This window comes from Actinomycetospora lemnae (genome assembly GCF_028737315.1).
Taxonomy (GTDB): Bacteria; Actinomycetota; Actinomycetes; order Mycobacteriales; family Pseudonocardiaceae; genus Actinomycetospora; species Actinomycetospora lemnae.
The window spans coordinates 53764-75635 of sequence record NZ_JAQZAO010000016.1 but is presented as its reverse complement, the minus strand read 5'-3'; the positions used below and the strand labels follow the sequence as shown (position 1 = coordinate 75635).

Sequence of the window (21872 nt, the reverse complement as noted above, 5' to 3'; positions counted from 1 at the left end):
GGCCCCGCGCCACGCGAGGTGGCGGCAGGGCCCACGGTCGACCGATCCACGTCCCCTCACGGCAACGCTGCCGCCGACGACGCTCACGCACCGCGACGGCCGGACCGGAACCCGCTCACCTGTGCGGTGGACGGGTGGGAGCCGGGGCTCCACTTGCCGCTCGGCGGACGCGCTGCACCCACCGAGCTGGTCGCTCTCGGCACAACGTACCACTGCCCCGCGGTGTTCCCGGTCGGCGGGCCCCGCACCTTCCTTGACGGGCCGGGCCGTCCGGCCACACTTCTCCCACGCCACGAGTCTCGTCCGCACCGGTCCGCGGGGGTCGCCATGTCCTCACTCGTCCACCTCCCCGGCGCCGGACGCCCGGTCGGGCCCGGCATTCGGATCAAGGTCGAGCCGGGCGACAACGAGGGCTTCGCGGTGTTCGAGTCGGTGCTGCCACCGGCCTGGGAGGGCCCGCCCCCGCACCGGCACCTCGCCGACGACGAGGCGTTCTACGTCCTCGAGGGCACGGTCGCCTTCCTGCTCGACGGCGTGTCGCACCACTGCGGCCCCGGCTCCGCGGTGTCGGTCCCGCGCGGTTCCGCGCACGCCTTCGCCAACCCCGGCAGCGAGCCCGCCCGGGTCCTGGTGATCACCACACCGGAGGCGACCCGCCTCGTCGAGGCCATCAACACGCTCGTCGAGCGCGACCCGGAACCGTCGCCCCAGATCGTCCGGGCCCTCTACCGCGCCCACCACACCGAGATCACGGGCTGAGCCGGGACGGCGCGTCACCCACCGACCGCGCGTCCGCCGGCTCGGCCTCCCGCTCGAGGAGGGCGAGGAAGCCGTCGCGGTCGACGTACATGGGCCAGTGCGACGTCGGGACGCGGACGACCCGGTCCGCGGACGCCGCCATGGCCTCCTGCGCGGGTGGCGGCATGGCGGCGTCGCGCTCGCAGAGCACGTAGGTGGCCGGGTGGGTGGGGTCCGGGGCCGTGGCGGCGTCGGAGAGCGCCGCGTTCGAGCTGAGGAGCCCCATCTGGTGGGCGTGCCACGGCGCCCACTCCTCCGGGGTCATCTCGGCGCAGAACGTCTGCCGGGTGACCTCGGCGTCGTCGACCGTGCCGAGGGCGAGGCCCGAGGGGTGGGCGACGGTCCACGACGGCAGCGCGCCCCCGAACAGGTCCCCCAGCGACCTGCCGCGCGCCGGTCGCGCGGCCGCCACGTACACCGACCTCGCCACGCGGGGATCGTCGGCGAGCTCGGTGAGCACCACGCCGCCGTAGGAGTGGCCGACGAGGATCACCGGGCCGTCGGAGGCGTCGGTGCTGTCGATCAGCCGCCGCACCTCGGCGACGTCGTCCCCGAGCCCGCCGAGGTCCTCGGGCGAGCGCCCGGTGCTCGGGAGCTCGGCGACGAGCGCCCGGTGCCCGGCCGCGGTGAGCCCCGCGGCGGTGTCGCCCCAGAAGGAGCCGTCCGTGAATCCCCCGTGCACCAGCACGAACGTCGCCATCTCGTCCTCCGTGTCCTCGGCGCCGTTGCCGGGGACACGGTGACGAACGGCGTTGCGCGGCCGTTGCGCCGCGCCGGACGTCCCGCCCCGAGGGGTCAGCCGGCCTTCTTCACCCGGCTCTTGCGGACCGGGCCGGCGTCCGGCGTGACCAGGCTCGCGAGGAACTGGCCCGTGTAGCTGCCCTCGACCGCCGCGACCTGCTCCGGCGTGCCCTGGGCGACGACGGTGCCGCCGTTGTTGCCGCCCTCCGGACCCATGTCGACGACCCAGTCCGACACCTTGATGACGTCGAGGTTGTGCTCGATGACGAGGACGGTGTTGCCCTTGTCGACCAGGCCGTTGATGACCCCGAGGAGCTTGCGGATGTCCTCGAAGTGCAGGCCCGTGGTCGGCTCGTCGAGGATGTAGATCGTCCGGCCCATCGAGCGCTTCTGCAGCTCCGAGGCCAGCTTGACGCGCTGCGCCTCGCCGCCGGACAGCGTCGGCGCCGGCTGGCCGAGGCGGACGTAGCCCAGCCCGACCTCGGTGAGCGTCTGCAGGTGGCGGTGGATCGCGCCGATCGGCTTGAAGAACTCCGCGGCCTCCTCGATCGGCATGTCGAGGACCTCGGCCACGTTCTTGCCCTTGTAGTGCACCTCGAGGGTCTCGCGGTTGTACCGCGCGCCCTTGCAGACCTCGCAGGGCACGTAGACGTCGGGCAGGAAGTTCATCTCGATCTTGATGGTGCCGTCGCCGGCGCACGCCTCGCAGCGCCCGCCCTTGACGTTGAACGAGAAGCGCCCGGGCCCGTAGCCACGCACCTTCGCCTCGTTGGTGCTGGCGAAGAGCTTGCGCATGTGGTCCCACACGCCGGTGTACGTGGCGGGGTTGGACCGGGGCGTGCGGCCGATCGGCGACTGGTCGACCCGCACGAGCTTGTCGAGGTGCTCGAGGCCCGTCACCCGCGTGTGCCGGCCCGGGACCTGGCGGGCGCCGTTGAGCTTGTTGGCCAGGACCGTCGCGAGGATGTCGTTGACCAGCGTCGACTTGCCCGACCCGGACACCCCGGTGATCGAGACCAGGCAGCCCAGCGGGAAGGACACGTCGACGTCGTGCAGGTTGTGCTCGCGGGCGCCGACGACGCTGACCTGGCGCTTCCTGTCGATCGGCCGGCGGATCTCCGGGACCGGGATCTGCTCGCGGCCCGAGAGGTAGGCGCCGGTGAGCGACTCCTCGCTCTTCTCGAGGCCCTCGACCGGCCCGGAGTAGACGACGCGGCCGCCGTGCTCGCCGGCGCCCGGGCCGATGTCGACGACCCAGTCCGACGCGCGGACGGTGTCCTCGTCGTGCTCGACGACGATGAGCGTGTTGCCGAGGTCGCGCAGCCGGGACAGCGTGTCGATCAGCCGCCGGTTGTCGCGCTGGTGGAGCCCGATCGACGGCTCGTCGAGGACGTAGAGCACGCCGACCAGCCCGGACCCGATCTGCGTCGCGAGGCGGATGCGCTGGGCCTCGCCGCCCGACAGCGTCGCCGCGGCGCGCGCCAGCGACAGGTAGTCGAGACCGACGTCGAGCAGGAAGCCCAGCCGGGCGTCGATCTCCTTGAGCACCGCGCCCGCGATGACCTGCTCGCGCGCGCCGAGGACGAGGCCCTTCATGAACTCCGCGCAGTCGGCCACCGAGAGCGCGGTGAGGTCGGCGATCGAGCGGTCGCCCAGCGTCTCGTGCCGCAGCGTCACCGCGAGGATCTCGGGCTTGAGCCGCGTCCCGCCGCAGGCCGGGCACGGGACGTCGCGCATGTAGCCCTCGTAGCGCTCACGGGCGCTGTCGGACTCCGCCTGGTCGAGCCGGCGCTCGAGGAAGGGCACGACGCCCTCGAACGACGCGTAGTACGAGCGCTCGCGGCCGTAGCGGTTGCGGTAGCGCACGTGCACCTGCTCGTCCGAGCCGTGCAGCACCGCCTTCTGCACCCGCGCCGGCAGCTTGCGCCACGGGGTGTCCATCCGAAACCCGACCTGCTCGGACAGCGCGGTGAGCAGGCGCGTGAAGTACTCCGCGGACTGGCCGATCGCCCACGGCGCGATGGCCCCGTCGGCGAGCGAGAGCTCGTCGTCGGGCACCAGCAGCTCGGGGTCGACCTCCTTCTTGATGCCCAGACCGGCACACGTCGGGCACGCGCCGTAGGGCGAGTTGAAGGAGAAGGCGCGGGGCTCGAGGTCGTCGACCTGGAGCTGGTGGCCGTTCGGGCAGGCCATGCGCTCGGAGAAGCGGCGCTCGCGGTCCGGGTCGTCGTCGGGGAGGTCGACGAAGTCGAGCACGAGGATGCCCTCGGCCAGGCGCAGCGCCGTCTCGACCGAGTCCGTCAGGCGCTGCTTGGCGCTCGACTTCACCGACAACCGGTCGACCACGACCGCGATGTCGTGCTTCTCCTGCTTCTTCAGCGTCGGCGGCTCGGACAGCGGATACACGGTGCCGTCGACGAGCACGCGGGAGTAGCCCTGGCCCTGGAGCTGGCTGAACAGGTCGACGTACTCGCCCTTGCGCCCGCGGATGACCGGCGCGAGCACCTGGAACCGGCGGCCCGGCTCCATCTCGAGCACCTGGTCGACGATCTGCTGCGGCGTCTGCTTCGAGATGACCTCGCCGCAGGTCGGGCAGTGGGGCGTGCCGGCGCGGGCGTAGAGCAGACGCAGGTAGTCGTAGACCTCGGTGATGGTGCCGACCGTCGAGCGCGGGTTGCGGCTGGTCGACTTCTGGTCGATCGACACCGCGGGCGAGAGGCCCTCGATGAAGTCGACGTCGGGCTTGTCCATCTGCCCGAGGAACTGGCGCGCGTACGCCGACAGCGACTCGACGTAGCGGCGCTGGCCCTCGGCGAAGATCGTGTCGAACGCCAGGCTCGACTTGCCCGAGCCCGACAGGCCGGTGAAGACGACCAGGCTGTCGCGGGGCAGGTCGAGATCGACGCCCGTGAGGTTGTGCTCACGAGCGCCCTGGACGACGAGACGATCGACCACGTGCGAGGCCTCCAGGCTCCGGGCGAGACGCGCCGGGGTGGGAACACGCGACGACGAATGTCTCTTCCCCCGGTCCTCTCCATGCTAGGAGCGACCCCCGACAACGGCCCTGCGGCCTCGGTGCCGCGCGACCGGTCGGGCTCCACGGGCGACGACCGGTCGGGCCATGTGGGTGGTCAGCTCGCCGGGTAGCGCCGGGCGTACCAGGTGGGCGGTTCGCCGAAGAGGTCGGTGAAGTCGCGGGAGAGGTGGCCCTGGTCGGCGTAGCCCAGCGTCGCGGCGAGGTCGGCCCAGTCGACCCGTCCCCCGGCCTCGAGGCGTGCGACGACCTCCTGGAGCCGGTAGCGTCGGATCACCCACTTCGGCCCCGGGCCCACGTGCTCGGCGAACAGCCGCTGCAGGGTCCGCATGCTCGTGCCCGCCGCCGCGGCGAGCCGGTCCACCCGCGCGACGGTCGGGTCGGCGGCGACGTGGGCGACGAGCTCGCCGGCCTCCCGCGCCGCGCGGGGCGGGCCCTCGGCGGGCAGGTGGGCGCGCAGCCACGCCGCCAGGTCCCCGGGGAAGCGCGGCTCGCCGGCCAGGCCCGGCACGTCCGCGGCGTCCAGCTCGCGGTCGACCAGCTCGGCCACGGGCCGCCCGGCGAGCGCCCGGAAGACCCCGGGCCGGAACGCCGCGCCCACCACCGACCCGCGCCCGGCCAGCTCGCGGACCAGGTGGCGGCTCCGTGGCCCGACGACCCGGGGCGGGAGATCGTCGATGACCGACACGTGCACCTGCGGCAACGGGACGATCTTCTGCCGGTAGGGCTCCGCGTACTCCCACGACGCGGTCCACAGCCGCTCGACCCAGGGCGCGAGGCCGGCGTCGGGCTCGTGCACGGCGATCGTCTGCGCGGTGCGCCAGTGCCCGCCGAGCTCGCGCGGGTCCCGCTCCGGCACCTGTCGCGTTCCTCCATGACCGGCGGGCGCGCGCTGGCTAGCGTCCCGTCCCGTGTTCCCCGACTTCACGCCCCGCCCGCACCTCGTCGTCGCCGCGGCCGCCCCGCACGAGAAGCTCGTCGCGACGGCCGCCGACCACCTCGACGCGCCCGTGCCCTGCGAGGACTGGACCGTGCGCGACCTCGTCGAGCACATGATGACCTGGACGCCCGTGCTCGCGGGGGCCGGCCGCGGGACCCCGCCCGAGCCCGGCACGCCGAGGGCCGTCGGTGACTGGCCCGCCGCCCTCGGCGCCGCGCGCGACGACCTCGTGGCCGTCTGGAGCGACCCGGCGTCGTGGGAGGGCACGACGACGATGACGAGCACGGAGCTGCCCGCCTCCGTCGTCGGCACCATGACGCTCTGCGAGCTGGTCCTGCACGCGTGGGACCTCGAGCGCGGGCTCGGCGAGCCGGTGAGCTGGGACGACGCGCTGCTCGAGGAGGTGCACGGCGCGCTCGAGGGTCTCACCCCGATGGGCCGCGGCATGGGCGCGTTCGGCCCGGCCGTGCACGTCCCGCCCGACGCGCCGCTGCTCGACCGGGTCGTCGCCCTCGCGGGCCGCGATCCGCTGTGGACGCCCTGACGCTCCCGTCGAGGGGCATCCTGGACGACATGGGCGGCATCGATCCCGCAGAGCTGAAGCGCCTCCGCGAGCGGCGGAGGTGGAGCTCGGACACCGACGTCGACGAGGCCCGGGCCGAGTGCGCCGCCAGCCGTGCCGGCCACCTCGCGGTGGTGATGACCGAGGACGGGCCGCCGCGCTGCGAGCACTGCGGCGAGATCCTCAGCCCGGACGCCCTGCGTCGGGCGGGCCACCGGCCCGAGCGGCGCTAGTCTTCCGCGCGTGGACCTCCTCGACGACTACACCGGCCACGTCGAGCCCGGCGGCCCCGCCGCGCGGCGCGACCTCCAGGACGTCTCGATCACCAAGGTGTCGGTCGGGCCGATGGACAACAACGCCTACCTGCTCGTCGACCGCGGCACCGGCGAGGCGCTGCTCATCGACGCCGCGAACGAGACCGAGCGCCTGCTCGACACCGTCGACACCGTGGCCGACCGCAGCAAGGTGACGAGCCTCGCGACCACCCACAAGCACTGGGACCACATCCAGTCGCTCGAGGACGCGGTCGCCGCCCTCTCCCCCACCACCTACGCCGGCGAGCGCGACGCCCCCGAGCTGCCCGTGGCGCCCGACCACACGGTGGGCGACGGCGACACCGTCGCGTTCGGCGGCTCCCAGGTGGAGATCATCCACCTCGACGGCCACACCCCCGGCTCGATCGCCCTGCTCTACCGCGACCCCGCCGGCTCCGGGCACCTCTTCACCGGCGACTCCCTCTTCCCCGGCGGGCCGGGCAAGACGGCGGGCCCGGACGAGTTCCGGTCCCTCATGGACGACCTCGAGGCCAAGGTGTTCGGGCAGCTGGGCGATGACACGGTCGTCTACCCGGGCCACGGTGACGACACGACGCTGGGCACCGAGCGGCCCAAGCTCGGGGAGTGGCGCGAACGGGGCTGGTGAGGCGGGCCGCTCCCGCCCGGTCGTGTCACTCGTTCAGCGCTGACGGTCGCTAACGCTGCGTCGTCCTGGTGCGATCGAGCGGGTACACGTCGTCACGGCCAGCTCGGGGGGCCCTTCATGACCAGCACGCAGGACCGCTCACCACGCGGGAGGACCCGGACGGTCCTGGGCATCGTGGCCGCGGTCGTCATCGTCGCCATCCTGCTGCTCGCCCTCGCGCTCACGGGTGTGGCGAGCAGCCTGTTCGCCCGGCAGGTCGACCGCGTCGTGCGCAACGACGTCGACGCCAGCGGACTCGTCGCGAGCCTCGCCACCTACCAGGACTCGTTCCGCGGCGGGACCCTCGCGGCCGGGCGGGTCGACCTCGGCGTGCAGATCGATCAGACCGCGATCAAGGGCGGCGACCCCGCGGCGCAGCCCGCGACGATCGTCCTGCGCTCCTACAGCTGCCCCGGCGCGAACAGCCCCGCGTCGCCGGCGCGCCTGACCATCACGGACGCGGACCCCGCGCACCTGCGGATCCGGCCGGCGAGCGAGGGCGGCGGCGTGGCGCTGACCGGTGCTTTCGAGATCACGGCCGTCCAGCCGATCGCGCCCGGCGTCCCCGAGTGCCGGATCGACCTCGCCGCGCGCTGATCTCTGCCGGACCGTGATCTCGCGACCGGTGCGCCCGGCCACCCGGACAGGCCAGGGTGGAGCCTCGTCGGCACACACGACGACGGGAGCGCGAGGATGCGCGAGGACATCTCTTTCGACGCCGAGGGCGTGACGCTGCGCGGGTGGTTCTACCGACCCGACGGCGACGCGGACGGCGGCCACCCCTGCGTGGTCATGGCCCACGGCTTCTCCGCCGTGAAGGAACAGCACCTCGACGACTACGCCGAGGTCTTCGCCGCCTCCGGGCTGGCGTGCGTGGTGTACGACAACCGCGGGTTCGGGGCCTCGGACGCGGCGCCGGGCAAGCCGCGCCAGGAGATCGACCCCTGGGAGCAGGTCCGCGACTACCAGCACGCGATCACCTACGCGCAGGGTCGCGACGACGTCGACGCGGACCGGATCGGCGTCTGGGGCTCGAGCTACTCGGGCGCCCACGCGTACGTGGTCGGCGCGATCGACCGGCGGGTCAAGGCGGTGTCCGGCCAGGTGCCGCTGGTGTCGGGTCGGCGGGCCTTCGAGTCGCTCGTGCGCATCGACCAGTGGGGCCCGACGTGGGAGGCGTTCGCCGCCGACCGTCTCGAACGCGCCCGCGGCGGTGAGCCCGCGATGATGCCGGTGGTCAGCGACGACCCGACCGCGCCGGCGGCCCTGCCGACCCCGGACTCGTACGAGTTCTTCACCCGCACGCAGTCCGATCGGGCACCGTCCTGGCGCAACGAGGTGACGCTGCGGTCGATCGAGCTCTTCCAGGGCTACGAGCCGGGTCGTTTCCTGCCGCTGATCTCACCGACGCCGCTGCAGATGGTCGTCGCGCCGCACGACCGGCTCGTCGCCGGCGAGGCCGCGGCGGCCGCCTACGAGAGCGCGGTGCACCCGAAGAAACTGGTCGTCGTGCCCGGCGGGCACTTCGACGCCTACACGGGCCCGGGCTTCGAGGTCAGCTCGTCGGCCGCCCGCGACTGGTTCGTCGAGCACCTGCACGTCGGCAAGGGGTGAGCCGCGCCGTCACGGCTCCACGTCCTCGTCCTCCCGGGGCAGGTGCACGACGACGACCTCCCCGGGGGTCAGGCGCACGCGCCGGCCCGTGATCTGCTGGGGTCGCAGGCGGATGGTCCAGGGGTGCGACCCGCGGGCCCACGGTGCCACCCGCCCCTCCGCGGAGCCGGTGGGGTCCTCGACGCCGTACCCGACGGCCGCGACGCTCCACCCCGTGCGCAGGGCCGGCTCGATCCGGTCCGCCTCGACGGTGAGCGGGCGCCCGGCGCGCACCGCGTCGAGCAGGGGCCCGTCGGCCACGCGGAACACGAGGTCGTCCCCGTCGACCCCGACGTTGACCAGCCGGACCTCGACGTGCCCGTCCGGCTCGGCCCAGGCCAGCCGCCCCACCGGGACCGTGCCCAACAACGCGCGGCACGCCGTCGCGTCGAGGACCTCCAGCCCGTCGTCGCCCGTGTCCATGCGCCGCTCCTCCGCCGGGGCTCCCGGTGGAGGACACCGTGACCGGGGCGCCGCCGCCAGGGCCGGTCGGCCCGCGCATCAGGTCACGATGGCGGACGCGGCGAGGAAGTAGATGACGATCGAGAGCAGGTCCTGGACGACGGTGGCGAGCGGTCCCGAGCCGAAGGCGGGGTCGCGGCCGAGGCGGTGCAGCAGCGAGGGCAGGGCCAGCGCCACGACGGTCGCGATCGACGACGCCGCGAACAGGGCCACCGCCACCGCGGCGGCCACCCGGGGGTCGCCCCACAGCACCAGGACGACGGGGAAGGTGACCGTCGCGAACAGGACCCCGAGCAGCGGACCGGTCACCGCCTCGCGGAGAGCGATCCTCCCCGTGCTCACCCCCGCGGCGAGACCCCTGATGACCAGCGCCTCCGTCTGCGTGCCCACCGCGTCGGCGAGGTAGACCACCCCGGGGAGGAAGAAGGCGATGAGGACCTGCTCCTCGAGCTGGTGCTCGAAGGCCCCGACGATGCCCGCCGCCACGAACGCGCCGACCAGGCCCAGGAGCAGCCACGGCAGCCGGTGCCACAACCGTCGCCCCACGCTCTCCAGCGCCGCCGACCGCGCCTCGGACGACGAGCCCAGGAACCCGCCGAGGCGGGCGACGTCCTCGTCGTGCTCGGCCAGGAGCACCGCCAGCAGCCGGTCCGGGGGGATCAGCCCGCGGAACCGCCCCGCCTCGTCCACGACGGGCAGCGCCGACTCCCCACGGTGCACCGCCCGCCACGCGGCCTGCTCCTGGTCGGTCGTCGGGGTGACCGTCGGCGGCTCGGCGTCCATGACGTCGCGCACCGGTGTGTCGGCGGCGGCCGCCAGCAGCCGCTCCAGGGTGACCAGCCCGACCAGCGTCCCGTCCGCGGCGCAGACCGCCACCGTCGACGCGGACTCGAACCGTCGCCCCCGCATCCCGTCGAGGACCTGCCGGCACCGCTCGTCCGGGGTGGTGACCGGCACGGCCGTCGAGGCGTGGGCGTCCGCCGTTCTCCCCGCGGTCCGTCCGACGGGGGCCGACGGCGTCGGGGCCACGTCGGTCCTCCGCGTCGGCACGGCCCCGGCGGCGTGCGGAGCGGCGTCCTCGGACATGCGGCGGTTCCTCTCTTGCGGGGCGCTCCCCATCCTCGTGACCCGCCGGACGACGCCCCAGGGCCGACCGGCTCCCGACCAGGGCCTCCGGTCCCGTCCCGGGCACGCTCAGGTCGCCGACCACCCCGTCCAGCGGCACACCTCGACCGTCACCGCCGGGCCCTCGGGCGGGTCCGCGCGGTGCTGGGGGTAGCGCTCCCCCAGCGCCGCGCGGACGCGGGCGAGCAGCGGCGCGTCGTCGGAGATGCTCGCCGTGCCGTCGGCGCGCACCCACCACAGGGTGCTCCAGTCGTCGTCGTAGTGGTCGGCGAGCAGCGAGACGGCGGGGTTGTCGTGGACGTTGCGCAGCCGTTTGAGGTCGCGGTGGCGCTTGGGCTTCTGGTCGACGGCCATGAGCACGGTGTCCTGCTCGACCGCGAACACCACGGGCACGAGGTGCGGCTGACCGTCGCCCGCGACCGTGGCCAGACGCGCGACGCGCGCCCCGGCGAACCGCTGGCGCGCGTCGTCGACGTCGAGCGTGGTCACTGGTCGACCAGCGTCGCCAGCTCGTCGAGCTCCTTGAGCACCGTGTCACGGTCGGCGGAGCTCACGCCGTAGATGGCCCGCTCGAGACCGATGCGGCGGTAGCCCTCGATCGCCTCCGAGGACGTCTCGGCGCCGAACAGCGACATCGGGATCGGGCCGCGCCCGGCGTCGGCGGCGCGCTGCTGGAGAGCGTTGGCGCGCTGCTCGAACTCGTCGATGTTGTCCGGCCCGACGCGCTGGGGCAGCCAGGCGTCGCCGAAGTCGAGGACCCGGTCCTCGACGCCCGGGCCCATGCCGCCGACGTAGACCGGGGGGTGCGGCTCCTGCAGCGGCTTCGGCCAGGCCCAGCTGCGTTCGATGTCCACGAACTCGCCGTGGAACTCGGCCTCCTCCTGCGTCCACAGCTCCTTCATGGCCTTGACCTGCTCGGCCATGAGACGCATGCGGGTCTTCGGGTCGGTGCCGTGGTCGGCCATCTCCTCGCGGTTCCACCCACCGCCGACGCCGAACAGGAAGCGCCCGCCGGACAGGCGGTCGAGGCTCGCGACCTCCTTGGCGGTGTGGATCGTGTCGCGCTGGATGACCAGGCAGATGCCCGTCGCGATCTTCAGCGTCGACGTCGCGGCCGCCGCGGCGGTGAGGGCGACGAACGGGTCGTAGGTGTGGATGTACATCCGCGGCAGGTCACCGCCGCCCGGGTACGGCGACTGCCGGCTCGTCGGGATGTGGCTGTGCTCGGGGAACCAGAGCGAGTCGAAGCCCCGGTCCTCCACCTCCTTGGCCAGCGTGGCCGGGTCGATGGCGTAGTCCGTCGGGAACATCATGATGCCGTGTGCGAGCGGGTCCACGCTCCAGACTTATCCCGTGGCCGGAGGCGGCACACTGGGCCCCGATGGAGTCCACACGCGTCGACCGCTGGCTCTGGGCGGTGCGGCTGACCAAGACCCGGGCGGACGCCGCCGAGGCCTGCCGGGGCGGTCACGTGCGCGTCAACGACACCCCGGCCAAGCCCGCGACGCCGGTGAAGCCGGGTGACACGGTGCGCACGCGCGTCTACGAGATCCCGCGGATCGTCGAGGTCGCCAAGGTCATCGACAAGCGCGTGGGGGCCCCGGTGGCCGTGACCTGCTACGTCGACCACACCCCGCCGCCCCCGCCGCCGGAGGAGCGCCCCGCCGCGGTCGCGGTGCGCGACCGCGGCGCCGGGCGTCCGACCAAGCGGGACCGCCGGATGATCGACGCGCTGCGGGAGCGCTCCGGCGAGGAGTGAGCGTCAGGGCGTCGGGGCCGGGGCCCCGATGTCGGCGGAGAACGACCGCGTCGTCAGCCCCCGGCCACCGATCCACGGCTCGAAGCCGGCCTGCACGCTCGTCATGTACCACTCGGGCTTCGCGACGCCGCGGCGCTGGGCGTCGGCGACGAACTGGTCCAGGGGCAGGTCGCGGACCTCGAGGGTCGGCTGCTGGCGCACGTAGCTGATGGTCGGCAGGTCGATCGCGCCGAGCCAGACGTCCCAGGTGGCGCCGGCGATGGTGACCTCGGCCTTCTTGCTGCCGATGGGCTGGACGCGCGGGGTGTTCTTCAGCCAGATCATCAGCTCGAGGCCGGTCGGGCGGCCGTTGCGCCGGGGCGTCGGGTCCATCCAGAGGTCGTAGGAGACGTTGTAGTCGCCGGTCGGGGGCACCGACACGGCCCAGGAGGAGCGCAGCCCGGCGAGCTCGGAGACCTTCCTCGGGAAGGGCGTGCCCTTCGTGCAGTTGCCGTAGTTGCAGCCCCACACCATCGACGGGTACGACGCCGGCCCGTTCTCCTTGCGGTGGTCGGCCGGGTCGACGACGAAGCCGGTGTCGAAGGCCGTGATGCACTGCGGGGTGTCCGCGCCCCAGAGGTTGTTCTGGGCCTCGTAGCGCCCGCCGGCCACCGGCGTCGACTCGGTCTTGCCGCAGACCCGCTTGCCCTCGACGCGGGGCGTCCCCGGGTCCGTGGCCAGCGCCGGGCTGCCCCCCACCAGCATCGCGAGCACGGCGAGGACCGCCACGACCACACCACTCGTCGCCCGCTTCCGACCGTCCATCCGCCGCCGCCCTCGTCGCTCGACCGTTCGTCGCGCTGAAACGTACGGTGAGCGTGTGGGTGACGGCAGGCCCTCTCCCTCGTTCGGGAGGATCAGATCCCGTTCCGGGTGAGCGAGAAGGCGTCGGTGGCGAGGCCCTCGCCGCCGATCCAGGGCTCGAAGCCCGCCTGGACGTTGGTGAGGAACCAGGTCGGCTCGACGACGCCGCGCCGCGTCGCCTCGGTGACGAACGCGCTGATCGGCAGGTCGATCACGGTCGTCGTCGGCTCCGTGCGCACGTAGGAGATGACCGGCGTGCCGTGGTTCTCGCCCGTCCAGACCTCCCAGTCCGCGCCGGCGATCCCGACCGTCGCGCGACGCGACCCGATCGGCTGGACGCGATCGGTGCGGTCGAGCCAGATCATCAGCTCGGCGCCGGTGTTGGCGCCGTCGCGGCGCGGGGTCGGGTCGAGCCAGACGTCGTAGGCGACGTTGAAGTCACCGCGGCGGGGCACGGTGACCGCCCAGCTCGAGCGCACGTCGCCGAGGTCGGCCAGGGGCAGCGGGTAGGGCGAGTCGCGGGTGCACGTGCCGTAGTTGCAGCCGACGACGATCGAGGGATAGGCGGCCGGCCCGGAGTCCTTGTCGTGACGCGCCGAGACGACGAAGCCGGTGTCGAACGCGGTGGTGCACTGGGGTGTGTCGGCGCCCCAGGCGTTGTTCTGGACCTCGTAGCGCCCGCCCGCGACGGGCACCGACTCGGTCTTGCCGCAGATGCGCGGGCCCTCCCGGGGACCCTCGGCGGGCAGGGGCGCGAGCACGCCGCGGGCCGGGTCGCCGGTGCCGGCCGGGGCGGCGGCGGCCGGGGTCGCGGGTGCCGTCGGCGGCTCGTCGGTCGTGCCGCACCCGGCGACCACGAGCGCGAGCGCGGCGAGGAGCGCGGCGACCAGGCGCCGCGACGGTGTGTCCCCCATACGGGCGAGGCTAGCGAGGCCCCCCGGACGCCCCGACGCGGGTCGCGAGCACCGCGTCGAGCCCCGTCCCGTGCGCGGCGAGGGCGTCGAGGACGTCGGCGGGCGGGGTCTCCCCACGGATCACGGCAGCGGCGAGGGCGGCGGCGGCCGGCGCGGTCTCGATGCCCGAGCCGCCCTGGCCGGCGTAGAGGTGCAGGCCGCGGTGCTCGGGGCGGTCGCCGATGACCAGCGCGCGGTCGGGGGCGAAGGTGCGCAGGCCCGTCCAGCTCGTCGCCACCGAGCGCAGGCCGAGGGTGGTGACGGCGTTGACGGTCTCCAGCGCGCGGGCGACGTCGAGCTCGTCGGGGCGCGGGTCCCCCGGCTCGGCGGGGGTCTCCTCGGACGGGGAGACGAGCAGGTGCTCGCCCTCGGGCTTGGCGTACCAGTGCTCGCCGACCGAGACGACGAACGGGTCGTCGCGCCGCACCGGCGCGCCGTCGGGGACGCGCACGACCGCAATGGTGCGCCGCAGCGGACGCAGGCCGACCGGGGCGACGCCGGCGAGGGCGAGCAGGGTGTCGGTCCACGCGCCGGCGGCGAGGACGACGGTGCCGGTGTCGAGGTGGTCGTGGTGCAGCGTCACCCGCCATCCCGAGCCGTGCGCTCGCAGCGCCGTCAGCGGCGTCCCGGTCCGGATCTCCCCGCCGCGGGCGCGCAGGAGCCGGCGGTAGTGCTGGTGCAGGCCGAGGGGGTCGGCGTCCTGGGCGTCCTCGACGACCCCGGCGGCGCGCAGGACGTCGCGGCGCAGCGCCGGCCAGCGGGCGATGGCGTCGTCGACGCCGAGCTCGTCGACCGCGTCGAGGGGCAGCAGCTCCTCGCGCAGCGTCCGTTCCTCCTCGTCGTCGTGCGCGACGTGGAGCACGGGGCGCGGGCGCAGGAACGGGTGCCCGGCCTCGTCGGCGAGCGCGGCGAAGCGGTCCTTCGACGCGGCGATCAGCGCCCGGGCGGGCGGCGCGCCGTGGCCGGGGATGTAGCTCGCGGCCGAGCGCCCGGTGGTGTGCCGGGCGAGCTCCGCCTCCCCCTCGACGAGCAGCACCGACGCGTCGCGGGCGAGCTCCGCCGCCACCGACATCCCGGCGATCCCGCCGCCGACGACGACGACCTCCGGCTCGCTCACGTCCGGAGGTCGAGCCCGAGGTCGAGGACCGGCGCGGAGTGGGTGAGGGCGCCGACCGCGAGGAAGTCGACGCCGGCGGCGGCGTGGGCGGCCGCGACGTCCAGGGTGAGGCCGCCCGAGACCTCGAGGCCGGTGCCCGGCGCCCGCGCGTCCCGGCGGGCGACCGCCTCGGCCGACCCGGCCGGGGTGAAGTTGTCGAGCAGGACCAGCTCGACACCCAGACCGAGCACCTCGTCGAGCTGGTCGAGCGAGTCGACCTCGACCTCGCAGGGCAGGTCGGGGGCCAGCCGGCGCGCCGCGGCGAGCGCGGCCGTGACCGAGCCCGCCGCCGCCACGTGGTTGTCCTTGATGAGGACCGCGTCGCCCAGCGACATGCGGTGGTTCACCCCGCCGCCGCAGCGCACCGCGTACTTCTGCAGCGCCCGCATCCCGGGGACGGTCTTGCGGGTGTCGCGGATGCGGGCGCGGGTGCCGGCGACGGCGTCGACCCAGGCCGCGGTGGCCGTCGCGACGCCCGAGAGCTGCGAGAGCAGGTTGAGCGCGGTCCGCTCGGCGGTCAGCAGGGTCCGCAGCGGCGCCCGGACGGCGAGGGCGACGTCGCCGGGGGCGAGGCGGTCGCCGTCGGCACGGGCGTCGAGCACTTCCAGCTCGGGCCCGCACACCCGCTCGAGCACCCGCACCGCGACGCCGACGCCCGCGAGCGTGCCGGCGGGGCGGGTGCGGAACTCGCCCACCGCGACCGCGCCCTCGGGCACGCACGCGGTCGTCGTGACGTCCGGGCCGTCGCGCAGGTCCTCGTCGAGGGCGCGGGTGACGACGGCGTCGACCTCGGTCGGGTCGAGGGTCGGCGGGAGGACGGTGGTCGTGGCGGTCATGCCGCACCTCCGTGGCGGGCGTCGGTGGTGCCGACGTGCAGGCGCTCCCCCTCGACGACCACGGTGGCCGAGGCGCGCTGCCAGTGGTCGTCGGTGAGCGGGTGGTCGGCGCGGACGTGGCAGCCGCGGGTCTCGGTGCGCGACCCGGCGGCGGCGAGCAGCGCGTGGGCGGCGAGGGTCAGCGCGGCGTCCTCGACGTCGGCGCGGGTCCGCGGCACGCGCAGGGTGCTCGCGGCCTCGACGGCGTCCGACGCCGCGGCGAGGCCGGCGGCGTCACGGCCGATCGCCGCCCCGCGGGTCATCGCGGCCTGCAGGGCGGCGCGGTCGGCGACCGGGAGGGGCACCGAGGTGGGCAGGGTCGGCGCGGCGAGGCGTCGCGGCCCGGCGAGGGCGCGGGCGACGTCGTCGGCCGCGCGCCGGCCCATGACGAGGCCCTCGAGCAGGCTGTTCGAGGCGAGCCGGTTGGCGCCGTGCAGGCCGGTGCGGGCGACCTCCCCGGCGGCCCAGAGCCCGGGCACGCCCGTGCGGCCGTGGGTGTCGGTGACGACGCCGCCGCAGGCGTAGTGGGCGGCCGGGCGGACCGGGATCGGGTCGCGGGCGAGGTCGACGCCGATCGCGGCGCACGCGGCGGCGACGGTCGGGAAGCGCGCGGCGACGTCGGGGACACCGGTGGCGTCGAGCCAGACGTGCTCGGCCCCGAGCTCGCCGAGCCGCCGGGTGATCGCGGCGGCGACGACGTCGCGGGGCGCGAGGTCGCCGAGCGGGTGCACGCCGGCGGTCACCGAGTGCCCGCTGGTGTCCCGCAGGACGGCGCCCTCGCCGCGCAGCGCCTCGGTGACCAGCGGCGCGCGGCCCTTCCCGTCGGCGCCCACGTACAGCGCGGTGGGGTGGAACTGCACGAACTCGACGTCGGCGAGCGACGCCCCGGCGCGCAGGGCCAGCGCCCAGCCGTCGGCGGTGGCGACGGCGGGGTTCGTGGTCGTCTCGTAGAGCGCGCCGACGCCCCCGGTGGCGAGCAGGACCGCGGGCGCGGCGAGGACGCCCGCGCGCCCCTCCTCGTCGCGGACCTCGAGGCCCTCGACGGCGCCGTCGGGGCCGGTGAGCACGGCCGAGGCGGCGTGGCCGGGCAGCACGACGAGCTCCGCGCGCCGTGTCGCCGCGAGCAGTGCGCGCTCGACCTCGGCGCCGGTCGCGTCGCCGCCGGCGTGGACCACCCGCAGCGCCGAGTGCCCGCCCTCGCGGGTGCGTGCCAGGGCGCCGGGCGGGCCGTCGAACACCGCGCCCTCGCCCCGCAGGTCGGCGACGGCCGCGGGCCCGGCGGCGAGGATCGCGCCCGCGGCGGCGGGGTCGACGAGCCCGCCGCCGGCGGCGAGGGTGTCGGCGAGGTGGGCCGCGACCGAGTCACCGGCCCTCTCGGACACACCGTCGCCCAGCACCACGGCGATGCCGCCCTGGGCCCAGCGGGTGCTCCCGGCGTCGGGCGCGTCCTTGGTGACGACGACGACCCGCAGCCCGGCCCGGCGCGCGGCGAGCGCGGCGGTCAGCCCGGCGACGCCGGAGCCGACGACGACCAGGTCGGCGGCGGTCTCCCACGGACCGGCGGTCACTCCCCGCCCCCGGGCTGCCCGATCGCGATCATCCGCTGGACGGCGCCGCGGGCCCGGGCGGCGGTCGCGGCGTCGACGTGCACCTCGTCGCGCCCCTCGCGCAGCGCCCGCGTCAGCGCGCCCGGCGTGATCATCTTCATGTAGCCGCAGGCGGCGCGGTCGTTGACGGCGCGGAAGTCGACGTCCGGGTTGGCGCGGCGCAGCTGGTGGAGCATGCCGACCTCGGTGGCGACGAGGACGCTCCGCTTCGTCGTGTTCTTGGCGGCGTCGAGCATCCCGCCGGTCGAGAGGATGTGGACCTGCTCGGCGGGCACCGCGCCCGCCCCGGCGAGGTAGAGCGCGCTGGTGGCGCAGCCGCACTCGGGGTGCACGAACAGGTCGGCGTCGGGGTCGGCCTGGGCCTGCGCGGTGAGCTCGGCGCCGTTGATGCCGGCGTGGACGTGGCACTCGCCGGCCCAGATGTGCAGGTTCTGCCGGCCGGTGACGCGCTTGACGTGGGCGCCGAGGAACTGGTCGGGCAGGAAGAGGACCTCGCGGTCGGCGGGGATGCTCTCGACCACCTCGACGGCGTTGGACGACGTGCAGCAGACGTCGGTCTCGGCCTTCACCGCGGCGGTGGTGTTGACGTAGCTGACGACGACCGCGCCCGGGTGCTCGGCCTTCCAGGCGCGCAGCTCGTCGGCGGTGATCGAGTCGGCGAGGCTGCAGCCGGCGCGCGCGTCCGGGATGAGGACCGTCTTCTCCGGGGCGAGGATCTTCGCGGTCTCGGCCATGAAGTGGACGCCGCAGAAGACGATCGTGCTCGCGTCGCTGGCCGCGGCGATCCGGGAGAGCGCGAGCGAGTCGCCGGTGTGGTCGGCGACGTCCTGGATCTCGGGGCGCTGGTAGTTGTGCGCGAGCACCACGGCGTCGCGCTCCCGGGCCAGCCGGCGGACCTCCTCGGCCCACCCGGGACCCGCGGCCAGGGGCTCGACGAGGTCGGTGGGCGGGGCGTGGTGGGCCGTGTCGTCCGCCGGGTCGTCCGCCGGCTCCGCGGTCGTGTCCGTGGCACTGAGGACGGTCATCGCCGTCTCCTCCCCCGGCGGCCGCGTCGTCGTCGGCACGGTCCGGTTCCCTCGGCTGGTTTTCGCCTCCTGGTCGAAAACGTGGCCGACGGTACCCCCGCGTCCCGGGCCGACGCCAGCCCTCGGTCACGCGGGGTGGCGAGCACCACGGCCGAGATACCAGCGAAGTGCCGTTACGGACGTTGAGTGTCCGCAACGGCACTTCGCTGCGACCCCCTACGATCACGCTCCGTGGACGACGGCGGCGCGGGCGGCGAACCGGGGACGTTCGCGCACGACGTGCTGGCGGTGGTCCTGCGGATCACCGAGGCGGTGCCGAGCGTCCTGCTGTGGCAGCGCGCGCGGGAGCCGCACCTCGGGCGCTGGGCCCTGCCCGGCGGGCGGCTGGGGGCCGACGAGGACGTCGAGGCGTCGGTGCGCCGGCACCTGGCCGAGAAGGTCGACCTCGCCGAGGTGGCGCACGTCGAGCAGCTCGGCGTGTTCTCCGACCCCCACCGCGGCCCGCCCCCGCGCCGCGTCGCGACGGCGTTCCTCGGGCTCGTGCCCACCGACGCCGACCCCGCCGTCCCCGACGACACCGCCTGGCACCGCGTCGACCGCCTGCCCGCGACGGCCTTCGACCACGGCGCGATCACCCGCGACGGCCTCGACCGCCTGCGCGCCAAGCTCTCCTACACGAACATCGGCTTCGCGCTCGCGCCCGACGCGTTCACGGTCTCCGAGCTGCGCGACCTCTACGCCGCCGCGCTCGGGCACCGCGTCTCGGCGACCAACCTGCAGCGCGTCCTCACCCGCCGCGGGGTGCTCGTCCCCACCGGCGCCACCGCCGCACCCGGACCCGCCGGCGGGCGGCCGGCCGCGGTGTTCCGGTTCTCCGAGCACGTGCTGCGCGTGACCGACCCGTTCGCCGCGCTGCGCCCACCGGGCGACACGGGCTGACGAGGGGGTTCGCGTCCACCCGGCGGGGTACGCCTCGGGGTCGTAGCGTGGGCCTCGTGGTCGAGACGCTGCCTCTGTTCCCGTTGGGGACCGTGCTGCTGCCGGGCGCGTCGCTGCCACTGCACATCTTCGAGCCGCGCTACCGGCAGCTGACCATCGACCTGGTCACCGGCACGATCCCCGGCAAGCAGTTCGGCGTCGTCGCCGTGCGCGAGGGGTGGAGCCCGGACGACGGCCGCGACGGCCTGCACGACGTCGGGTGCACCGCGACGCTGCGCGAGGTCCGCCGCCTGCCCGACGGCCGCTTCGACATCCAGACCACCGGCGACCGGCGCTTCCGGCTCCTCGAGGTCGACGACCGCGCGGCGCCCTACCTCGTCGGGAAGGTCGAGTGGCTGCCCGACGACGAGGGCGACGAGGAGACCGATCTCGCGCCGCTCGCGATGGCCGCCCGCGCCGCGCACCGCCGCTACTGCGCTACCGCCTGGCGCCAGCAGGGCGGCGGCGACGGCGAGCTGCCCGCGGAGCTCACCGAGGAGCCGGCGCCCGACGTCGCCGGCCCCGAGCTCGCCCACATCCTCGCCGGCGACTGCCTGCTCCCCCTCGCCGACCGCCAGGAGCTGCTCGAGGAGACCTGCCCGATGGAGCGCCTGCAGCTCGTCCGGCGGTCGATGACCCGCGAGGCGGTCCTGCTCGGCGAGCTGCGCGCGGTGTGGGCGCCGTCGGTGAAGTACGCCGTCGAGCACAGCCTCAACTAGGCGGCGGGGTCGGCCCCCGAGCCGCCGGTCAGGAGCCGAGCACCCGCCGGAACGCCTCGGCCGCCGGGTCGACGAGCCCGGCCGGCGCCGTCTCGTCGGTGACGTGGGCCTGCTCGGGGTCGCCGGGGCCGTAGACGATCACGTCGGCCCCGCCCAGCGCCGAGGCGAGGACGCTCGCGTCGGTGAAGTAGGTGGCGTACCGCGGCTCCCCGCCGCCCAGCAGCTCGACGGCCCGCGCCACCCGCGCCGGGTCGGTGTCGATGAGCGGCAGCTCGACGAGGCGCTCGCTCTCGACCGGCGTCCCGGCCAGCTCGACGACGGTCGCCTCGGCCGCGTCGGCGGTGTCGCCGGGCACGAGGCGCAGGTCGACGGTGAGCGCGGCGCGGTCCGGGACGACGTTGGGCTGGACGCCCGCGCGCATCATCCCGACGTTGGCGGTGGTCGCGCCGTGCGTCGCGCTGGTCGGCCAGGCGTCGTGCTCGTGGATCCGGACGGCGGCGCGGGCGAGGTCGACCAGCGCGTTGTGCCCGAGGTCGGGGCGCGAGCCGTGCGCCGGGACCCCGCGGGCGTGCAGCACCAGCCAGAGCACGCCCTTGTGCCCGAGCACCACGCGGTTCGCGGTCGGCTCGGCCACCAGCAGCGTGCCCGAGGGCCGCAGCGCGCCGGCCGGGATCTCGCGGGCGCCCTCGCAGCCGGTCTCCTCGCCGAAGGTCAGGACGACCTGCACCCCGGAGCCGCCGGCGCGCACGTGCTCGGCGGCCGCGACGACCGCGGCGGCCACCCCGGCCTTCATGTCGCTCGACCCCCGCCCGCGCAGGCGCCCGTCGACGACGTCGCCGGCCAGCGGGTCGAACGACCACACCGCCTCGTCGGCGGGGACCGTGTCGAGATGCCCGGTGAGCGTCACCGGGGTCTCCTCGCCGTGGTGGGCGACGAGGTTCGCGCGCCCCGGCCGCGTCTCGTGGATCGCGACGGTCAGCCCGGCGTCCTCCAGGCGGTTCGCCAACAGGTCCGCGGCGACCCGCTCCCCGTCGCCGCGGGTGTCGAGGCGCACCAGCTCGCACGCCAGGTCGAGAGCCGTCACGCGTCCCTCCCCATGTCCTCGTGGCCGTCGACGATCGCGGCCAGCACGTAGGCCAGCGCCGCGCCCAGGCCCGCGACCAGCGCGATCCACCACGGCCCCGGCGACGGCGGCAGGCTCGTCAGCACCGCGGGCACCGGCGCGCCGGGGATGCCGGCGGTGCCGAGCGCGGCGGGGTCGACGAGCACCGGCACCGGCGACGCCGCCCACGCCAGCATCGCGCCGACGCGCCCGCACAGCCAGCCGCCGAGCAGCGCACCGGCCACCAGCGCCACGAGCACGACCGGGCCGCGACGGTGGCGGCGGCGCCACGCCACGGCCCCGGCGATGACGCCGTACGACGCCACGAGCAGCAGGTGGATCGCGACGGCGTCGAAGGCGTGGTCGGCCTCCCCCGCGGGTGACCCGCTGCCCCCGCCGGGCAGGGCGACGACGTGCACGACCGGCGCGAGCAGGGCCCACAGCGCGCCGAGCGGGAGCCCGACCACCGCGAGGATCGCTCCCAGGCGCAGGGCGGCGGGCACGTCGCCGCGCAGCTCGCCCCGCTCCAGCCGGCCCGAGGGCTCGGTGGGGAGGAAGTCGTCGCTGAGGGCGGTCATGT

General features: G+C 75.2%; 24 protein-coding genes. 9 read left to right on the top strand and 15 right to left on the bottom strand.

Features of this window, described 5'->3' with window-relative positions:
- Positions 1 to 327: 327 nt before the first annotated feature.
- Complete coding sequence (locus PGB27_RS26350) at positions 328 to 759, top strand: cupin domain-containing protein (protein WP_274203412.1); 432 nt, start codon at positions 328 to 330, stop codon at positions 757 to 759.
- Here the strand turns inward: PGB27_RS26350 and PGB27_RS26345 are convergent.
- From PGB27_RS26345 to PGB27_RS26335, 3 genes are all read right to left on the bottom strand, one after another.
- Entirely contained in the window at positions 749 to 1498 is a 750-nt protein-coding gene (locus PGB27_RS26345; RefSeq protein ID WP_274203411.1) for an alpha/beta fold hydrolase, read from the bottom strand. The two genes, PGB27_RS26350 and PGB27_RS26345, sit on opposite strands and share 11 nt — an antisense overlap.
- 95 nt (positions 1499 to 1593) lie before the next feature.
- A complete protein-coding gene (gene uvrA, locus PGB27_RS26340; RefSeq protein WP_274203410.1) occupies positions 1594 to 4494 on the bottom strand; it encodes an excinuclease ABC subunit UvrA in 2901 nt (966 codons plus the stop codon).
- A gap of 176 nt (positions 4495 to 4670) precedes the next feature.
- Positions 4671 to 5432, bottom strand: coding sequence for an AraC family transcriptional regulator (locus tag PGB27_RS26335; RefSeq protein ID WP_274203409.1), 762 nt, complete (start codon positions 5430 to 5432; stop codon positions 4671 to 4673).
- Between the two features lie 52 nt (positions 5433 to 5484).
- Between PGB27_RS26335 and PGB27_RS26330 the strand changes: the two genes are divergently transcribed.
- From PGB27_RS26330 to PGB27_RS26310, 5 genes are all read left to right on the top strand, one after another.
- Positions 5485 to 6057, top strand: coding sequence for a TIGR03086 family metal-binding protein (locus PGB27_RS26330; RefSeq protein WP_274203408.1), 573 nt, complete (start codon positions 5485 to 5487; stop codon positions 6055 to 6057).
- A gap of 29 nt (positions 6058 to 6086) precedes the next feature.
- Positions 6087 to 6308, top strand: coding sequence for a hypothetical protein (locus tag PGB27_RS26325; protein WP_274203407.1), 222 nt, complete (start codon positions 6087 to 6089; stop codon positions 6306 to 6308).
- A 10-nt stretch (positions 6309 to 6318) separates the two neighbouring features.
- A complete protein-coding gene (locus PGB27_RS26320; protein ID WP_274203406.1) occupies positions 6319 to 6996 on the top strand; it encodes an MBL fold metallo-hydrolase in 678 nt (225 codons plus the stop codon).
- 117 nt (positions 6997 to 7113) lie between these two features.
- Complete coding sequence (locus tag PGB27_RS26315; protein ID WP_274203405.1) at positions 7114 to 7632, top strand: hypothetical protein; 519 nt, start codon at positions 7114 to 7116, stop codon at positions 7630 to 7632.
- Between the two features lie 96 nt (positions 7633 to 7728).
- Positions 7729 to 8649 carry an alpha/beta hydrolase gene (locus tag PGB27_RS26310; RefSeq protein ID WP_274203404.1) on the top strand — a complete coding sequence of 307 codons (921 nt, stop codon included), beginning with the start codon at positions 7729 to 7731 and terminating at the stop codon, positions 8647 to 8649.
- 9 nt (positions 8650 to 8658) lie between these two features.
- Here the strand turns inward: PGB27_RS26310 and PGB27_RS26305 are convergent, their stop codons facing one another.
- The 4 genes from PGB27_RS26305 to PGB27_RS26290 form a co-directional block, all read right to left on the bottom strand.
- Positions 8659 to 9111 carry a pyridoxamine 5'-phosphate oxidase family protein gene (locus tag PGB27_RS26305; RefSeq protein WP_274203403.1) on the bottom strand — a complete coding sequence of 151 codons (453 nt, stop codon included), beginning with the start codon at positions 9109 to 9111 and terminating at the stop codon, positions 8659 to 8661.
- Between the two features lie 78 nt (positions 9112 to 9189).
- A complete protein-coding gene (locus tag PGB27_RS26300) occupies positions 9190 to 10236 on the bottom strand; it encodes a magnesium transporter (protein ID WP_274203402.1) in 1047 nt (348 codons plus the stop codon).
- A gap of 108 nt (positions 10237 to 10344) precedes the next feature.
- Positions 10345 to 10764 (bottom strand): TIGR03668 family PPOX class F420-dependent oxidoreductase, encoded by a 420-nt coding sequence (locus PGB27_RS26295; protein ID WP_274203401.1) that lies wholly within the window; start codon positions 10762 to 10764, stop codon positions 10345 to 10347.
- Entirely contained in the window at positions 10761 to 11588 is an 828-nt protein-coding gene (locus PGB27_RS26290; protein WP_408630128.1) for an LLM class F420-dependent oxidoreductase, read from the bottom strand. Before PGB27_RS26290 ends, PGB27_RS26295 begins: the two co-directional genes overlap by 4 nt.
- 68 nt (positions 11589 to 11656) lie before the next feature.
- On the opposite strand from PGB27_RS26290, the gene PGB27_RS26285 reads away from it, so the two are divergent.
- A complete protein-coding gene (locus PGB27_RS26285) occupies positions 11657 to 12034 on the top strand; it encodes an RNA-binding S4 domain-containing protein (protein WP_274203399.1) in 378 nt (125 codons plus the stop codon).
- 3 nt (positions 12035 to 12037) lie between these two features.
- On the opposite strand, the gene PGB27_RS26280 is transcribed toward PGB27_RS26285, so the two are convergent.
- The 6 genes from PGB27_RS26280 to nadA all read right to left on the bottom strand — a co-directional run bounded on the left by PGB27_RS26280 (position 12038) and on the right by nadA (position 18493).
- On the bottom strand, positions 12038 to 12802 hold the full coding sequence (locus PGB27_RS26280; protein ID WP_274203398.1) for a GH12 family glycosyl hydrolase domain-containing protein: 765 nt from the start codon (positions 12800 to 12802) through the stop codon (positions 12038 to 12040).
- 128 nt (positions 12803 to 12930) lie between these two features.
- Positions 12931 to 13791 carry a GH12 family glycosyl hydrolase domain-containing protein gene (locus PGB27_RS26275; protein WP_274203397.1) on the bottom strand — a complete coding sequence of 287 codons (861 nt, stop codon included), beginning with the start codon at positions 13789 to 13791 and terminating at the stop codon, positions 12931 to 12933.
- Positions 13792 to 13801: 10 nt separating this feature from the next.
- Positions 13802 to 14947 (bottom strand): NAD(P)/FAD-dependent oxidoreductase, encoded by a 1146-nt coding sequence (locus PGB27_RS26270; RefSeq protein ID WP_274203396.1) that lies wholly within the window; start codon positions 14945 to 14947, stop codon positions 13802 to 13804.
- The gene (gene nadC, locus PGB27_RS26265) at positions 14944 to 15822 is read right to left on the bottom strand and encodes a carboxylating nicotinate-nucleotide diphosphorylase (RefSeq protein WP_274203395.1); all 879 of its coding nucleotides are present in this window, start codon (positions 15820 to 15822) and stop codon (positions 14944 to 14946) included. Before nadC ends, PGB27_RS26270 begins: the two co-directional genes overlap by 4 nt.
- Entirely contained in the window at positions 15819 to 17429 is a 1611-nt protein-coding gene (locus PGB27_RS26260; RefSeq protein ID WP_274203394.1) for an L-aspartate oxidase, read from the bottom strand. Before PGB27_RS26260 ends, nadC begins: the two co-directional genes overlap by 4 nt.
- Positions 17426 to 18493, bottom strand: coding sequence for a quinolinate synthase NadA (nadA, locus tag PGB27_RS26255; protein ID WP_274203393.1), 1068 nt, complete (start codon positions 18491 to 18493; stop codon positions 17426 to 17428). The genes PGB27_RS26260 and nadA overlap by 4 nt, the downstream gene beginning before the upstream one ends.
- Positions 18494 to 18772: 279 nt before the next feature.
- Here nadA and PGB27_RS26250 point away from each other — a divergent pair, with 279 nt between their 5' ends.
- Together PGB27_RS26250 and PGB27_RS26245 are read left to right on the top strand one after the other, a co-directional pair.
- Entirely contained in the window at positions 18773 to 19432 is a 660-nt protein-coding gene (locus PGB27_RS26250) for an NUDIX hydrolase (RefSeq protein WP_274203438.1), read from the top strand.
- Positions 19433 to 19479: 47 nt separating this feature from the next.
- Complete coding sequence (locus PGB27_RS26245) at positions 19480 to 20190, top strand: LON peptidase substrate-binding domain-containing protein (RefSeq protein WP_408630125.1); 711 nt, start codon at positions 19480 to 19482, stop codon at positions 20188 to 20190.
- A gap of 28 nt (positions 20191 to 20218) precedes the next feature.
- On the opposite strand, the gene PGB27_RS26240 is transcribed toward PGB27_RS26245, so the two are convergent.
- Both PGB27_RS26240 and PGB27_RS26235 read right to left on the bottom strand, forming a co-directional pair.
- Positions 20219 to 21274 carry a M20 family metallopeptidase gene (locus tag PGB27_RS26240; protein ID WP_274203391.1) on the bottom strand — a complete coding sequence of 352 codons (1056 nt, stop codon included), beginning with the start codon at positions 21272 to 21274 and terminating at the stop codon, positions 20219 to 20221.
- Positions 21271 to 21870: a DUF2567 domain-containing protein gene (locus tag PGB27_RS26235; RefSeq protein WP_274203390.1), complete on the bottom strand. Its 600-nt coding sequence runs from the start codon at positions 21868 to 21870 to the stop codon at positions 21271 to 21273. The genes PGB27_RS26240 and PGB27_RS26235 overlap by 4 nt, the downstream gene beginning before the upstream one ends.
- Positions 21871 to 21872: the final 2 nt, after the last annotated feature.

Coding starts and splice junctions, on each gene's coding strand:
- PGB27_RS26285 (WP_274203399.1), top strand. CDS start 11,657: ATGGAGTCCACACGCGTCGACCGCTGGCTCTGGGCGGTGCGGCTGACC.
- PGB27_RS26315 (WP_274203405.1), top strand. CDS start 7,114: ATGACCAGCACGCAGGACCGCTCACCACGCGGGAGGACCCGGACGGTC.
- PGB27_RS26275 (WP_274203397.1), bottom strand. CDS start 13,791: ATGGGGGACACACCGTCGCGGCGCCTGGTCGCCGCGCTCCTCGCCGCG.
- PGB27_RS26350 (WP_274203412.1), top strand. CDS start 328: ATGTCCTCACTCGTCCACCTCCCCGGCGCCGGACGCCCGGTCGGGCCC.
- PGB27_RS26305 (WP_274203403.1), bottom strand. CDS start 9,111: ATGGACACGGGCGACGACGGGCTGGAGGTCCTCGACGCGACGGCGTGC.
- PGB27_RS26310 (WP_274203404.1), top strand. CDS start 7,729: ATGCGCGAGGACATCTCTTTCGACGCCGAGGGCGTGACGCTGCGCGGG.
- PGB27_RS26345 (WP_274203411.1), bottom strand. CDS start 1,498: ATGGCGACGTTCGTGCTGGTGCACGGGGGATTCACGGACGGCTCCTTC.
- PGB27_RS26290 (WP_408630128.1), bottom strand. CDS start 11,588: ATGATGTTCCCGACGGACTACGCCATCGACCCGGCCACGCTGGCCAAG.
- PGB27_RS26325 (WP_274203407.1), top strand. CDS start 6,087: ATGGGCGGCATCGATCCCGCAGAGCTGAAGCGCCTCCGCGAGCGGCGG.
- PGB27_RS26235 (WP_274203390.1), bottom strand. CDS start 21,870: ATGACCGCCCTCAGCGACGACTTCCTCCCCACCGAGCCCTCGGGCCGG.
- PGB27_RS26300 (WP_274203402.1), bottom strand. CDS start 10,236: ATGTCCGAGGACGCCGCTCCGCACGCCGCCGGGGCCGTGCCGACGCGG.
- nadC (WP_274203395.1), bottom strand. CDS start 15,822: ATGACCGCCACGACCACCGTCCTCCCGCCGACCCTCGACCCGACCGAG.
- nadA (WP_274203393.1), bottom strand. CDS start 18,493: ATGACCGTCCTCAGTGCCACGGACACGACCGCGGAGCCGGCGGACGAC.